At 47.5% G+C, this 14453-nt stretch carries 14 protein-coding genes; 4 read left to right on the top strand and 10 right to left on the bottom strand.

Annotation, left to right across the window (positions count from 1 at the left end; genetic code table 11):
• Positions 1 to 18 precede the first annotated feature (18 nt).
• The 3 genes from HMPREF2872_RS07495 to HMPREF2872_RS07485 form a co-directional block, all read right to left on the bottom strand.
• Positions 19 to 459: a TIGR01244 family sulfur transferase gene (locus tag HMPREF2872_RS07495; RefSeq protein ID WP_070632635.1), complete on the bottom strand. Its 441-nt coding sequence runs from the start codon at positions 457 to 459 to the stop codon at positions 19 to 21.
• A 32-nt stretch (positions 460 to 491) separates the two neighbouring features.
• Positions 492 to 1199, bottom strand: coding sequence for a hypothetical protein (locus HMPREF2872_RS07490; protein ID WP_070632633.1), 708 nt, complete (start codon positions 1197 to 1199; stop codon positions 492 to 494).
• A gap of 66 nt (positions 1200 to 1265) precedes the next feature.
• Entirely contained in the window at positions 1266 to 3017 is a 1752-nt protein-coding gene (locus tag HMPREF2872_RS07485; RefSeq protein ID WP_070632629.1) for a M61 family metallopeptidase, read from the bottom strand.
• A gap of 332 nt (positions 3018 to 3349) precedes the next feature.
• Between HMPREF2872_RS07485 and ccoN the strand changes: the two genes are divergently transcribed.
• Genes ccoN through ccoP form a run of 4 tightly spaced genes read left to right on the top strand, consistent with a single transcriptional unit; the run spans position 3350 to position 6964 of the window.
• The gene (ccoN, locus tag HMPREF2872_RS07480) at positions 3350 to 4783 is read left to right on the top strand and encodes a cytochrome-c oxidase, cbb3-type subunit I (protein ID WP_193699282.1); all 1434 of its coding nucleotides are present in this window, start codon (positions 3350 to 3352) and stop codon (positions 4781 to 4783) included.
• 23 nt (positions 4784 to 4806) lie between these two features.
• A complete protein-coding gene (ccoO, locus tag HMPREF2872_RS07475; RefSeq protein WP_003680866.1) occupies positions 4807 to 5418 on the top strand; it encodes a cytochrome-c oxidase, cbb3-type subunit II in 612 nt (203 codons plus the stop codon).
• Between the two features lie 4 nt (positions 5419 to 5422).
• Positions 5423 to 5590: a cbb3-type cytochrome oxidase subunit 3 gene (locus tag HMPREF2872_RS07470; protein WP_003684417.1), complete on the top strand. Its 168-nt coding sequence runs from the start codon at positions 5423 to 5425 to the stop codon at positions 5588 to 5590.
• Positions 5591 to 5620: 30 nt separating this feature from the next.
• Entirely contained in the window at positions 5621 to 6964 is a 1344-nt protein-coding gene (ccoP, locus tag HMPREF2872_RS07465) for a cytochrome-c oxidase, cbb3-type subunit III (RefSeq protein ID WP_083311762.1), read from the top strand.
• A gap of 529 nt (positions 6965 to 7493) precedes the next feature.
• On the opposite strand, the gene HMPREF2872_RS07460 is transcribed toward ccoP, so the two are convergent.
• From HMPREF2872_RS07460 to HMPREF2872_RS07435, 7 genes are all read right to left on the bottom strand, one after another.
• Complete coding sequence (locus tag HMPREF2872_RS07460) at positions 7494 to 8114, bottom strand: DUF2238 domain-containing protein (protein ID WP_070632692.1); 621 nt, start codon at positions 8112 to 8114, stop codon at positions 7494 to 7496.
• Positions 8115 to 8223: 109 nt separating this feature from the next.
• Positions 8224 to 9213 carry a phosphatidate cytidylyltransferase gene (locus tag HMPREF2872_RS07455; protein ID WP_070632625.1) on the bottom strand — a complete coding sequence of 330 codons (990 nt, stop codon included), beginning with the start codon at positions 9211 to 9213 and terminating at the stop codon, positions 8224 to 8226.
• Entirely contained in the window at positions 9210 to 9917 is a 708-nt protein-coding gene (locus HMPREF2872_RS07450) for a lysophospholipid acyltransferase family protein (RefSeq protein ID WP_070632621.1), read from the bottom strand. Before HMPREF2872_RS07450 ends, HMPREF2872_RS07455 begins: the two co-directional genes overlap by 4 nt.
• A gap of 63 nt (positions 9918 to 9980) precedes the next feature.
• Positions 9981 to 10355, bottom strand: a complete 375-nt coding sequence (locus HMPREF2872_RS07445) for a hypothetical protein (protein ID WP_070632618.1) — start codon at positions 10353 to 10355, stop codon at positions 9981 to 9983.
• Positions 10356 to 10357: 2 nt separating this feature from the next.
• Complete coding sequence (locus tag HMPREF2872_RS07440) at positions 10358 to 11644, bottom strand: phosphatase PAP2/dual specificity phosphatase family protein (RefSeq protein ID WP_070632616.1); 1287 nt, start codon at positions 11642 to 11644, stop codon at positions 10358 to 10360.
• A 4-nt stretch (positions 11645 to 11648) separates the two neighbouring features.
• Complete coding sequence (locus HMPREF2872_RS11370) at positions 11649 to 12236, bottom strand: hypothetical protein (protein ID WP_083311761.1); 588 nt, start codon at positions 12234 to 12236, stop codon at positions 11649 to 11651.
• 389 nt (positions 12237 to 12625) lie between these two features.
• The gene (locus HMPREF2872_RS07435) at positions 12626 to 14368 is read right to left on the bottom strand and encodes a bifunctional alpha/beta hydrolase/class I SAM-dependent methyltransferase (protein ID WP_070632614.1); all 1743 of its coding nucleotides are present in this window, start codon (positions 14366 to 14368) and stop codon (positions 12626 to 12628) included.
• Positions 14369 to 14453: the final 85 nt, after the last annotated feature.

Here is a 14453-nt window from a genome sequence, read left to right as displayed (position 1 = left end):
ACTTATATAAATTAAGTATTAAGCCAAACCTTTATCTTTGGCTTCTTGCAGGCGGGCTTCAAAGCTGCTGAGGTTGACGCCCGCCTGCTCGGCTGCGGCAACTACTTCGGCTACGGATGCGCCGTGTTGCACTTGATGATAACCCCAAAGCAAGGAGCAGCGAGTGCCGGTACGGCAGAAGGCAAGGATAGGAGCCGGAGATTGTTGTAACAGATTTTGGAAGGCTGCAACATCGGCTGCGTTGATTTGAGGCGCAACAACAGGCTGGTGTGAGAATTGGTTGATGCCGGCCTCTTTAAACCAGTTTTGCACTTCGGCAAAAGTTGGTTGGTTTTCTTCTTCGCCGTCCGGGCGGTTGCAGATGACGGTTTGGATGCCGAGACGTACGGCTTCTTGGACATCGGCTTCGGTCAGTTGGGGGGCGATATAGAGGGAGTCGGTCAGTTTACGGATGGGCATAGTTTTTCCTTTTCTAAGTTTGATGATGGATGTTATTGCTTTTGAGGTTTCAATAAGGCTTGTTCCAATAGTTTTTTATTTGCTTTGGATTGGTTTTGTATATATTTACGGACAATATTGTCGATCGTCGAGTCTTGCTCCATATTGGAGCGAGTTGACCAAATGGCAGAAGCAAGCATGAGGTCTACATGATTTGGATGCTGTTCGGCTGCTGTTTGGGCTTTAATAATGTAGTCGAGAATGCGTTCAACAGCTTTAGGATTGCCGGTTGCATAGTAGGTTACCCATAGAAAATCTAGTGATGCAGGAGAAACCATTGGTTCTTGAAGTGGATGGAAGGTTTTGATTTGTTCAATTTCATTTTTAAGTGCGGCATCTAATGTCAGGCTATTAAGACATGTTTGGGCTTGAGGTGTACCTGTCATGGCGAGAGTATAGGCAGCAAAAGTTTGTGCATTATCGTGGTAAGTACGAATTTTGTTACACCAAGCTGTGCTGACTTGAGGATACTTTTGTAAGACTTGGCTGGCCCAAGCAATAGTGGTATGGCGCGTGAGATTGGCTTTGACTATGCCGTCCAGTAAGTTAACCGCGCGTGTATCAGAAGGGTTTTTGTAGAAGACGGCAACTTCTTTGCCCAGCTTCTCGGTTGGAAGCTTTTCTGTCGAGGTAGTGGTAGGTTCAGCCGCGGAATGCAAGCTGATAAATAGGACAAGTGTCCCGATAAGAAGTTTTTTCATGGCTGTTCTTTCAAGTGAGATATTTTCAAATTGTCTTGTGTAGAGATAGTTGGTTAAAAATAAGATTTAGTCATTATAAAGCCAGTTTTCGAGTTTTGGGCGATCGGTAATGTGTAGCAGGGCAGTATTGGCTTCTGCTGCTTGAACTGTGATGCTGGTTTCGCGCAACAGGCCTTGGCGGAAGAAATGGATGGTGGTGCGCGTGCCGATAGGCAGTTTTCCCCACTGCGCTGCAAGGTCGTTGCAGGCATATCCGCCTAAGGCGATGATTTTGTCTTGCGGGCAGAGTCCGGCATTTTCTGCGCTGCCACCATTAAATACATGAGTCAGGATAGCATGGTCGCTGTTTTGTTTGAAACGTGCGCCCAAATCATTGGCGGGGGCAACCAATTGGGGTTCGCTGGCAAATGCTCCGCCATGCTGGCGTGGCAGGGGGATGAAGTCGAGTTTGACACTTACGCTTTGCAGGCATTCTGCGAGCGGAAGGTCTTCGGTGCTGTATAAGGCCGTCTGAAAGAAGGTTGCTAAATCTAAACCGGTTATTTCTTGGCAACGGGTTTGCCAGTGTTTTTCGGGTATGCCTTGATGGGTGTCGCACCAGTCGCGATAGTGTTGCTGCATCACGCTGTCGAGGGTGTATTTGCCTTGGCTTTTTTCACGGATGATGAGGTCGAGACAAAGTGCGACCAGTGCGCCTTTTTGATAGTAGCTGACGATGGCGTTGGGGCTGTTTTCGTCTTGTTTGTAGAACTTGTCCCATGCGCTGAAACTGGATTGGGCAAGTGTTTGTTTCAGACGGCCTTGTGTCTGCTGTACGCGTGTGATGCCTTGTGCAAGCAGGGTAAGGTAGGCTTCGGGGCTGATGGTTTTGCTTCGGGCAAGAAAGAGGTCATCGTAGTAGGAGGTAATGCCTTCAAATGCCCAAAGTTGCTCGGTGTAGTTTTCTTGGTCGAGATTGTAAGGTGCGAAGACGGCCGGTTTGATGGATTTGACGTTCCATGCGTGGAAGTATTCGTGGGAGAAGAGGCTGAGCAGTTCGGTATAGGCTTTGTCGGCTTCGCTCATATCGTAAGAAGGCAGACTGTGGCGGTCGGCGAGTAGGGCGGTGCTGCTGATGTGCTCCAGTCCGCCGTAGAGGTTGTCGCCCAGATGTAGTAGGAAAAGGTATTCGGTAAACGGGGCAGGGGAGGGGAACATCGCCAACTCGGTTTCGCAGATTTTTTGAATATCGGCGAGGAAGCGGGCGCGGTCGAAATCGAGGTAGATACCGCTTAATGCAATACGGTGGGGAATGCCTTGTGCTGCAAAGTCGAGGAATTCGATGATGCCTGTTTCAACGGGGTGATCAATAAGCTCGGCATATGAGGCCGTCTGAAAAATGGTCGCCGAAATTTGGGGTAGTGTTGTGGCTATCTGCCATGTGTGTGGCAGGGCAGGAAATTCGACTTGGTGTGGTTGTTCCTCTTGTCCGTGTACTTTTAAGAAGAGGCATGCGCCGTCGAAAAAGCCGCGCTCTGTACTGAGGAACGAGCCGCGTACAGACAAGTCGAATGCGTAGACGGTGTAGTAAATTTCCCACGCTCCACTGAGGGCCGGGGTTTGCCAATGGTTTTTGCTGGTTTGTGTTAGCGGCTGGGCTTTGTCGTCGCAGCGTGCGCTGATGTGTGTGATGTGGCGGGCAAAGTCACGGATGAGGTAGCTGCCGGGAACCCAGTTTGGTAGGCTGATTTCTGTTTCATAATCATTGGGTTGGGTGAACGATAAGGTGATGTGCCATTCATGAGACAGAAAGTTGGGGGTAATTTTGTAATTAATCATAGCTATCGTATAGTTTGCTAAAGTTTATTAAGAATAAGTGTTTTAAAAGGTTGGGTTTAATCTATATCAATAAATCTGTACGAAAAAGGAGGCTTGAAAAAATGCCGTGCCCTATTTATTGAATATGTTTAAATAAATTATTGATTATAAAAGAAATGAGATGATGTCTCACTAAAGGTTTTATGCAATATGGAATGTAATTTTGCTTGGCATGTTGTGGTGTCTATGTTAAATTTAGAAAAATTTGAGCCTTAGCCGTATTGCGCTTTTCATAAACGTAAGGGTTGGGGTGAGATAAAAATTTTTTATACCCATAATTTATGGAGACTTCCATGGACACACAAACTTATAACTACAAAGTGGTGCGCCAGTTCGCCATCATGACTGTAGTTTGGGGTATTGTGGGCATGTTGGTCGGTGTAATTGTAGCCGCCCAATTATTTGCTCCATCCCTTGATTTATCTGAAATTGGACCTTGGTTCCACTTTGGTCGCCTGCGTCCGCTGCATACCAATGCGGTTATTTTTGCATTCGGTGGTTGCGGTCTGATTGGTACATCATACTACGTTGTTCAACGTACATGTAATACCCGTCTGTTTGGCGGTTGGTTGCCTGCATTTACCTTCTGGGGTTGGCAGGCCGTCATCGTGGCTGCGGCTATCAGCTTGCCTATGGGTTACACCCAAGGTAAAGAATACGCCGAGTTGGAATGGCCTATCGACATTTTGATTACGCTGGTGTGGGTTGCCTACGCTATCGTATTCTTCGGTACAATTGCCAAACGTAAAATCAAACATATTTACGTTGCCAACTGGTTCTACGGCGGCTTTATCTTGGCTGTTGCGCTGTTGCACATCGTCAATAATATCAGCATCCCTGCCGGTTTGATGAAATCTTACCCAGTTTACTCTGGTGCGATTGATGCGATGGTTCAATGGTGGTACGGCCACAATGCAGTAGGCTTTTTCCTGACAGCCGGCTTCTTGGGTATGATGTATTACTTCGTACCAAAACAAGCAGGCCGTCCTATTTACTCTTACCGCTTGTCCGTTGTTCACTTTTGGGCTTTGATTTTCACTTATATGTGGGCAGGTTCTCACCACTTGCACTACACCGCATTGCCTGACTGGACTCAATCTTTGGGTATGGTATTGTCTTTGATCCTGTTCGCACCTTCTTGGGGCGGTATGATCAACGGTATTATGACTCTGTCTGGTGCATGGGACAAACTGCGTACTGACCCGATTTTGAAATTCTTGATCGTATCTCTGTCCTTCTACGGTATGTCTACCTTCGAAGGTCCGATGATGTCTATCAAAACTGTTAACGCTCTGAGCCACTACACTGACTGGACTGTTGCACACGTTCACGCCGGTGCATTGGGTTGGGTAGGCTTCGTAACCATCGGTTCCGTTTACTATATGATCCCACGCCTCTTCGGTAAAAACGAAATGTACAGCACCAAATTGGTTGAAGCGCATTTCTGGATTGCAACCATCGGTGTGGTTCTGTATATCGCCGCGATGTGGATTGCCGGTGTGATGCAAGGCCTGATGTGGGGTTCTCTGAATGCTGACGGTACTTTGACTTATTCGTTTGTAGAGTCAGTTAAACGTACCATGCCTTACTACATGATTCGTTTCACCGGCGGCCTGCTGTACCTGAGCGGTATGTGTATCATGGCATACAACGTTTACCGTACAGCCATCAGTGGCAAAGCGGTTGATGCCGAGATTCCCGCGGTGTCTCAAACCCAGCACCACTAAAAACATAAGAAAAGGCTACCAAAATGAAATTACAACAATTAGCTGAAGAAAAAGTCGGCGTCCTGATTGTATTTACCCTGCTTGTAGTCAGCGTAGGTCTGTTGATTGAAGCCGTGCCGCTGTTCTTCTCCAAGGCTGTAACCCAACCTATTGAAGGTGTGAAACCTTATAACGCTTTGCAAGTGGCCGGTCGTGATATTTACGTACGCGAAGGCTGCTATAACTGCCACTCTCAAATGATTCGTCCGTTCCGTGCAGAAACCGAACGTTACGGCCACTACTCCGTTGCCGGTGAGTCTGTTTATGACCATCCGTTCCAATGGGGTTCCAAACGTACCGGTCCGGACTTGGCTCGTGTAGGCGGCCGCTATTCCGACGAATGGCACCGCATCCACTTGCTGAATCCGCGCGACGTTGTGCCAGAGTCCAATATGCCTGCTTTCCCATGGCTTGCCCGCAACAAAGTCGATGCCGAAGCAACAGTGGCACATATGAAAGCCCTGCGTAAAGTCGGTACGCCTTACAGCGATGAAGAAATTGAAAAAGCTCCTGAAGCTTTGGCAAACAAATCAGAGCTGGATGCGGTGATCGCATACCTGCAAGGCTTAGGCTTGGCATTGAAAAACGTAAGGTAACATCATGGACGTGAACTGGGCTCGCTCGCTCTTTACTGTTTGGGTTTTTATCAGTTTCATCTTAGTGCTTTATATTGTTTTTAATCGACGTAATAAAAAGAACTACGATGATGCTGCCAACAGTATTTTTGACAATGATGATAAAGGGTCGTCTGAAAAAGACGGGCGATAACAGTTTAGTCCGTGATCACGGAGCAAAAGAATGAACACAACATCCCAATTTACCAGCAATTTCTGGAATATATACATTGCAGTTATTGTCATGCTCAGCTTTATCGGCTTGGCATGGCTGCTGCTTTCCCAAAACGTTGTGAAGCGTCCTAAAAAGGGCGAAGAAGTCAAAACGACAGGTCATGAATGGGACGGTATTGAAGAATACAACAACCCGCTGCCGCGTTGGTGGTTTTGGCTGTATGTCTGCACTTGGACCTTCGGTATCGGCTATCTGGTCATGTATCCGGGTGTCGGTGACTTTAAAGGTATCTGGGGCTGGACTAGCCACGGTCAGTATGAAGAAGAGGTTGCCAAAGCCGAACAGAAATACAGCCAAGTGTATGCTAAGTTTGCCAAAATGCCGATTGATCAAGTGGCTAAAAATCCTGAAGCACAAGCTATCGGTCAAAACCTTTTCAATACCTACTGTATCCAATGTCACGGTTCAGATGCCAAAGGCTCTAAAGGCTTTCCAAATCTGACTGACGACGACTGGTTGTGGGGTGGTGAACCTGAAAAAATTCAGGAAACTATTGAAAAAGGCCGTACTGCCGCCATGCCTGCATGGGGTCCTGCTTTGGGTGAAGAAGGCGTGAAAAACGTAACACAGTATGTTATGTCTCTTTCTAAACCTAAAGGTCAATACGACGAAGAACGTGCAGAACGCGGTAAAGCCCTGTTTAGCGGCCCACCTGCCAACTGTTTCACTTGTCACGGCGACAAAGGTCAAGGTATCCAAGGTCTTGGTCCGAACCTGACTGACGATGTATGGTTGTGGGGCGGTACTCAAAAAGCGATTACCGAAACCATTACCAACGGCCGCAGCAGCCAAATGCCTGCTTGGGGTCACTTCCTCGACAAAGACAAGCTGCACATCATGACTGCTTACGTTTGGGGTATGTCTAACAAAGACGGTAAAAAAGCTCCTGCTAAAAAAGCTGAGCCTGCTCAAGCTGCTCCAGCAGCCGAAGCATCAGCCCCTGCAGCTGACAGCGCAGCATCTGCCGCTCCTGCTTCAGATGCTAAAGCTGCTCCGGCTGCTGAAGCCAAACCTGCTGAAAAAGCAGAAGCGGCTCCGGTTAAGGTAGATGGCAAAGCTGTTTTTGAAGCCAACTGTAAAACATGTCATGGCGGTATGATTCCAGGCGCTCCTGTCGTAGGTAAAAAAGAAGACTGGGCTCCTCGAATTAAGCAAGGTAAAGACACTTTGCACAAACATGCTATTGAAGGCTTTAATTCTATGCCGGCTAAAGGCGGTAATGGCAGCCTGAGTGATGATGAAGTTAAAGCAGCTGTAGACTTTATGGCAAACGAGTCTGGCGCGAAATTCTAATTTTGAGTCAGATTGAAAAAAAGCGTACCTAGAAAGGTACGCTTTTTTATATTTGATAAAACCGTATGGAAAAAACATACAAAAGGCCGTCTGAAACATTCAGACGGCCTTTTGTTTTAAACCTAGATTATTCAATTTAAAGTAGATGTACTACGGTTCAGGAACTACTCACTGAAAGATTATTCGACGCTGTCGAGTAGTTTTGGGTGATTGTTCCCAATTTCGTATTACTTTCAATTTGCGGTTAAAAAAGGTGTCATGATCTTCTATACGCATCATCATGCGCATAGAATCTATACCGTTGTCGGCAAATCTTAGATCAGGCTGGCCGACAAAATTGTTATTAATGAAGCTTTCTGTATTGGTACTAGCGCACTTTGATGTCGATATTTAAAACTTTATATTCAACTTGATGGTCGACAACCCACTCCAATTATTGTCAACCAATGTTCCAACATACCAATAGAAAAATGAAAAAGGCCGTCTGAAAATCTGGTTTCAGACGGCCTTTTGCTGTAAAGGGGTAGATTTAAGAGAAACCCAAGCGTTTATCGGGTCGGGTAAATACAAAAATAAACAGAGCAGTTAACGCGCCCAAAGTATCGGCAAGCATGTCTTTTTGCGCGTCCCAAATATCGCCTTGAGAACCCAAGAATTCCAGTCCGGCCTCTCCACCATCGATGACGGCATATTGCCATTCGATGATTTCATAGGCGGCGGCCACACTCATAATGAAGAACAGGGAGAAAAATAAGGCCAACGGCAAATTGCACAGCTTGCGGCGCAGCAGCCATTCAGCCATCGGGTAGGCATAAAAGCCGATGATGTAATGGGCAATACGGTCGTAATGATTGCGGTTTTCGCCCAAAATTGGCTTGACAAAGCGGTTGATGGATTCAAACGGTACATCGGCAAAAGTGTAGTATGCACCGATGGAATGCATGATCAGCCAAAAACTCATGAATAAGTAGGCCAGGTTGCTGAAGCGGAAAATGCGGTAGGTGGCAACCAAAAGGAAGAATACGGATGCTACGGGAACGATTTCGGCGTACCAGACTGCGCGGTCATGGGGATTGATGCCTGACCAAACAATGAGGGCGAAGATAATCGTCGCAAGAAAAATGGGAAAGATTGGAGAGGGTTTGTTCATGTTGTGTGTATGTAGTAATAATGGTTGCGTATTGTATAACGAATCGGCAGGGCTGGTAGTTTTAGACATTCAAGGCCGTCTGAAAAACAGCTTTCAGACGGCCTGAAGTTTAGCCGTTCCAGAAATAACGGGTGATGTGGAAAAACACGGGTGCGGCAAAACAAATCGAATCTACGCGGTCAAGCATACCGCCGTGGCCGCGTATCATATTGCCCCAGTCTTTGACACCGTAATCGCGTTTGATGGCAGACATAACCAGGCCGCCAAAGAAGCCCATCAGGCAGACGATAAAGCCGATAACGGCCGCTTGTCCGTGGGAGAACGGCGTAATCGGCGCCATCAACGCGGCAATGGCTGTGGCCGACAAAATACCGCCGACAGTGCCGGAAATGGTTTTGGACGGGGAAAGCGAGGGCATGATTTTTGCACCGCCAATCAGTTTGCCCCAAACGTATTGCAATACATCCGATACTTGCACCACGCCAATCAGGAAGATCAGCAATAGGATATTGTTGCTATTTTCGAAGCCGTTTAGGTCTAGAAACATCAGTGCCGGAACATGGGACAGACAGAAGATGCAAATCATCGCCATCCATTGCGTTTTGGCGGCGCGTTCCAAAAAGTGCGCGGTTTGGCCGCTGAGGCTGGCAATAATCGGCAGTATCAAAAAGCCGTAAACCGGAATAAAAATGCTGAACATGCCGTACCAGCCGTCATAGACGAAATAGTATTGCACCGGCAGCAGCAGGTAAAAGCAGACAACCATGCTGTAATAGTCGCTGCGGCGGCGATAGACGAGGGTCATAAATTCGCGTAGTGCGGCAAATGAAATCAGGAAAAACAGTACAACTGTCCCGATTTTTCCGAACCAAAACGCGCCCAGCAACACCAGCGTCATCAGCCACCATGCGTAAATGCGGGCGTTAAGGTTGGCGATGGTGGCATTATCTGCGCCGTTTTTACGCTTGAGCCATTGTCCGATGATGCTGGCAAAACACAATACGGCAAATACGCCGACAAAAATATAGCTGGCTTGCGGAGTCAGATGAGCGGCGGCCTGTTCGACAATGATTTGTTGGGAAGTCGTAGAAAGGCTCATGCTTGTCCTCCTTTGTTTTGATGAACTTCAGATTCATTTTGGCGAAGTTCGCTGCGGTCGTTTTCAGACGGCCTGAGTGCCAGCAACGCTTCACGGATGCGTGTCAAAAAGCTGTCTTTGTCTTCGTTTTCCTGCAAAGTAAGCGGCTGTCCGATATGAACTTCACACAAAAGCGGGATAGGCAGGATTTTGCCTTTGGGCAGTACGCGGTTGATGTTGTCTATCCAAATTGGCACAAATTCGGTATTGGGTTTGCTTTTTGCCAGATGATAAATGCCGGACTTGAACGGCAGCAGGATAGTGTTGTCGTCAGTGTTACGCGTACCTTCAGGGAAAATAATCAGGGAATCGCCTGCGTTCAGTGCGTCTTTCATCTGCTCGGTAATCGCTTGCGGATTATCGCTATGGCGCGGAATCAGCAAGGCGTTGAAAACGTTTTGAATGATGAAGCGTTTGAGTTTGCTTGTCAGCCAGTAATCCGAACCGGCGACTGGGCGCGTGGACAAGCGCCAGCGGCGGGGCAGGGAAATCCACACCAGCACAAAATCACCATGACTGCCGTGATTAGCGTAATAGACCTTTTGGTGCTGATTGAATGTCAGCTCGCGCGGGCTTTTGGGGCGTACGCCCGTAAGAAAAGAGACCGATAGACACAAGGCTTGGTCGGTCAGCCAGGCAAGTTGTTTTTTGAGGAAGTTTTTCATTGTTTCTGCCTTTGGGAGTGAGATACCGCTAAGGATTCGGTTTGGGTAAATCAGCAAAAATAATCAAATGCTTTGGATAAGCAAAATTAAAAATTGTGCGGCAGTCAGGTATAAGCTTTTGCGCCATAAGGAAAGTGCGCCGTTTATCCGTTGGGTCAACGTACGGCTGCCTGAAATTTGATGTAAACCGTTTTGTTGTAAGGATTGGTCGAAGTCTTCAGGAGAGTAGCGGTTGTCGGCAAAGTCTTGGAACACGCGGTGGTCGAAGTGAATGCGGATATGGCAGTACAGCAAAACCGCAGCCAAAACAAGTTGCACCGCAAACCATGCGCCGCCATATTTTGCCGACAAGGCGAGCAGCAAGGCGTTGCAGGCGGCAACATAATGTGTGGTAGAGAGCAGGTGGGCAGTAATACAGCTGTCGGTTGCGTTGTTCATCATTATCCTTGTTTTAAACGGTTGGCCGCAGCTTCGACTGCTTTGGCAGTAGCCGGCGATAATACTATTTGCGGCCGAGCCTGTTTGAGTTCAGCCTTCGCTTGCGTCAAGTCTTTGCAGCCACCATAGGCCAGCAGCCACGTCAGTACCACTGCGGCACTTCTTCCATAACCCAAAGCGCAACATACCAGCACTTTGCCGTGTTTTTGGCGTAAGGTTTCCAATATCAAGGCCGTCTGAACCAAATCGTTTTCAGACGGCGTTACCATATCCAGTAAAGGCAGGGCGCGATATGCTCCTTGATAGCTACGGCAGGGATATTCGGCGCATACATCCAATACGGCAGGCAGATGGTTTGAAATCCCCAAAACGCTGCCAATCCATACATCATTGCGGACTTGTGCCGTTTTCGCTTTACCGCGTAACCAATACGCCATGTTTAGCCGTACGCCCACCAGATAAGGCAACAGCAAAACCGTCGCTGCCGTCGATAATTTACCGTTAGCCTGTTTTTGGAATACGTTTGCATTTCCAGTCAAATAGGCAAAGGCCACCATCAGCAAAGACACGCTAATCCATATCAACCACAGCCACGCGCCACCCAGCAGCGCAGGTAAAGCCATTAAACACGCGCCAAGCAAATACAGCAGCGCAATCTTTCTTGAGCGTACATCACTTGAGTCCAGTCTTAACGGCGAAGTCATCTGACGCGGGAAAGCCCACAACACCAGCCAGCCAAGCAATGCTCCGGTCGGCATGTCAATAAAATGATGTTGATAAGTCGTCAGTACCGACAAGGCAATCAGGCTTTGCCATAAGAAAAGTGGCAGGCGGATTTTGGGAAAGCGCGTCCAATAAAATGCACCCACGATAATTGCCAATGCGATATGCAAAGATGGCGCTTGGTTGTACGGCAAATCAAATGCAGCCAATGAATCAAACAGCCAGCCTGACAGCCCATCGGCAGGCGGTTTGGGCCCCCCGAAACGCAGTGGAAACAGCACAAAGCAAACAGTCGCAATCAGTTGGGCGGCTACAAGGTGCGCTACATATCGGTTTTGTTCATGTGTATCACGACAAAGAAAAAATGCCGTGGCATACATCAGGTTCAGCGACCAATAAGGCACAATCGTCCATGCCCAAAACGGAATATTGCTCTCCCATGAAAAAGCGATTTCAGGCACATAGTCCAGCGATGCCGCATAATGATTGGAGAGGCCGTAGCTGGTGTAAAACAGGATACCGACTAAGATCAGCTTGAGCAGGGAGGTTTTGAGAGAGGGTTTCATGGACTTATTTTGAACATCTCAATTCATCGCCGTATTGATCGGAGCGAAGGCAGGATAAAGCGTTTTCTTTTGGATGGTAGCGGAATTCCTGCCACGGACCATCTGTTGAAACGGCTCGCCAGTGATGCTGTGAAGATTGGTATTGTTTCAACGTGCCGTGTGCTCCTTTGATACAAAAATTCTGTACCTTGCCTGCTGCCAATATTCCGCGTTGTCTATTGATCGGTGTTGTAAATAAGGCAATAAGCTTAGACACATCAGCATTTGGGGAAAATTTCATTTTGACGTAGCCGTATCCTTCATTGGACTCGATGGTCAAAGCAGATAAGGGTTGTCCGAAAGCAACAGAATTTTTCAATTCGATAGTTAATACTTCACTTCCTGATGCCGTCTGCTTGTTATGGCTACGGAGAACGGATGTACGGTATTTCGTAGGTAGTCTGTCTATTTCAGACTTTTCATAAGGCAGGGCTTCTAAATCAAAAGCACAATCTCGTTTCATAGATTGCAATAACGGTGTCCAGTCAACCGCAGCAGCATGGCAGATAGCTGAAAATGTGGAAACAAGCAGTAATGTAAGTAACTTTAGCATTATGGGATTTCAACTTATTGAAATTTGAGCAAGCGCTCCCGAAAATTTCTTTGTATATTGGTATATCGTAGATTTTTTCGGAATAGGTAAGATATATGTTCTACTTTAAAAGTGATGTAATGATGGCTCTGGATAGTCTATTCCAAAAATCACTTTTTTTATTTTGTGGAGTAATACCAAATAAAACTCATATTTGGCAGTTATTTCAATAGAAATAACTACACTACTTCTGAAGTCATAGGTATTGACAAAACATAACCACTTCATCATGAAAAACGACGAATCTGTTTACACCAATCTTTCATTCAAAGCGAACGATTTAAGCATCATTGAGGCCGTCTGAAAACCGGAACAAGGTTCAGACGGCCTTCTTTTTGCTATTATCTTTATTATTTCTTCACTGCCAAGCTCACGGTGAAAATACCGTCTTCGTCTATCCATTGATGGATTTTTTCAAAACCGGCTTTTTCAACCAGCTGATCCATTTCCTGCTGACTGCGGCGGCGCATTACCCAGTTTGGGCTGCCTGCTTTGTGGCTGGTTAGGGCGCGGGCAATCATTTCCAGTTGCGGATGCCACGGCTGGCCGGTGTAGATCAGGTAGCCGCCGGTTTCAATGACTTCGCCGAAACCGTAGAGTGAGTTCAAAATCAAATCATTGTCGGCAAACAATTCGTGCAGGCCGGAGACGATGCCCAGCGTTGGACGCGGCTGTAAATCGTGATAATTGGCGCGGTCGTAGGCATTGACCTCATTGAAGGTTACCGTCTCTTGCAAGCCACGCTCGGCAATCAGCTTGCGGCCGGCTTCGACATTAATCGGACTGTAATCGCGCAAGCGTACGGAATCAGGCAATGTGTCGGCAGTTAGGGCATCCAATACATAGCGGCCATGACCGGACGCGATATCCAAAACGTGTACCGGTTTGCCTGCTTCACGCAGTTTGGCTGAGGCCGTCTGAATGGCTTTGCCGATATTGACTTTGCGTTGGCGAATGCCGCGCCAGCCGATGGCGTTGAGATAGTATTTGTCCACCCATACACCGAAAGCATTGCTGCCTTGCGGTTGATTGCGGTAGACGTAATCCAGCGTGCTACCCGAATCAAAACCTGTTTCTTGACCGATTCTCAAACCTTCACTCCAGCGCGAACCCAGTTTGAGCGAGGCGCGATATGTTGCCCAAAATGCGCCGCGAGGCGTACAAACAGGCAAAGGTGTAGCCAGTTCGTCAGCTTCGCGACGGCTGTCTCCAAATAAGTGCGCTTGAGTCAGATCGACTTGTTGCAAAGGCTGATTGAAACGCTCGCGGATAAAACGGCGCATTTCAACAAACGCGATTTCACGGTTTTGCTCGCCTAAAGTATCGTGGTAGAAACCGGGCAGGATATGGCGTTCTTTAATATGGCTGCCCAAACGGTTGTAGAAATCGTGTTGCGGTTTGTGATGAACAACCCAATCGCTGCCTGAAATCAACAGTTGTACAGGCGTAGTAATGGCTTGCGCATCGGCAACGACGCGTTCGGCCGCTTCATATAAACCCAGCAGGATGCGCACAGAAATAGCGCGGGCAATAAGCGGATCATTGTCGTAGCTTTTTTGACGCTCGACATTGTGGGTCAGATAGTGGGCTTTGACGTAGCTGTTGACAAAGAAATTGCCACGCCATTTTTGCATCATTTTCAAACCGGTACGGGCAAACGGAACATAGAGTTTGACTTTGAATGCAGGCGAAGCCAATACGGCGCAACGGATTTTCGGTGCGTAATCGTGCAACCAAGTAGAAACCAATACCGCACCGACACTTTGCGCAATCACGCATATGTTTTCAGGTTTGATGCCGTATTCGTTTTGAATGTGTCGGATAAAATCATCTACGTCTGCAACCGAAGTGCCGATACTCGGACTATCGCCGCGTTCACCGGGGCTGTAACCATGACCACGCGCATCCCAAGCAAAATAGGCAAAATCATCAAAACCTAGCTCATCCGCCACAAACATCATCCGGCCTGAGTGCTCATGCCCGCGATGGAACAGCACAATGGCTTTGTCGGAAGAACCATCGGCAGCAGGGCGATAGCGGTAGAAAAGCGAAGTACCGTCTTGGGTAGAAAAGTATTTTTGCTGTTCGGACATGAGAAACTCCTAATAGTCATGTTTTTTGAACAGTATCATGACATATCGGACGAATGCAATGATGGAGAGAAATGGTAAAAGATGG

This window comes from Neisseria sp. HMSC069H12 (genome assembly GCF_001812735.1).
In the GTDB taxonomy this organism is placed as follows: domain Bacteria; phylum Pseudomonadota; class Gammaproteobacteria; order Burkholderiales; family Neisseriaceae; genus Neisseria; species Neisseria subflava.
This window is presented reverse-complemented; position numbering and strand designations above follow the sequence as displayed.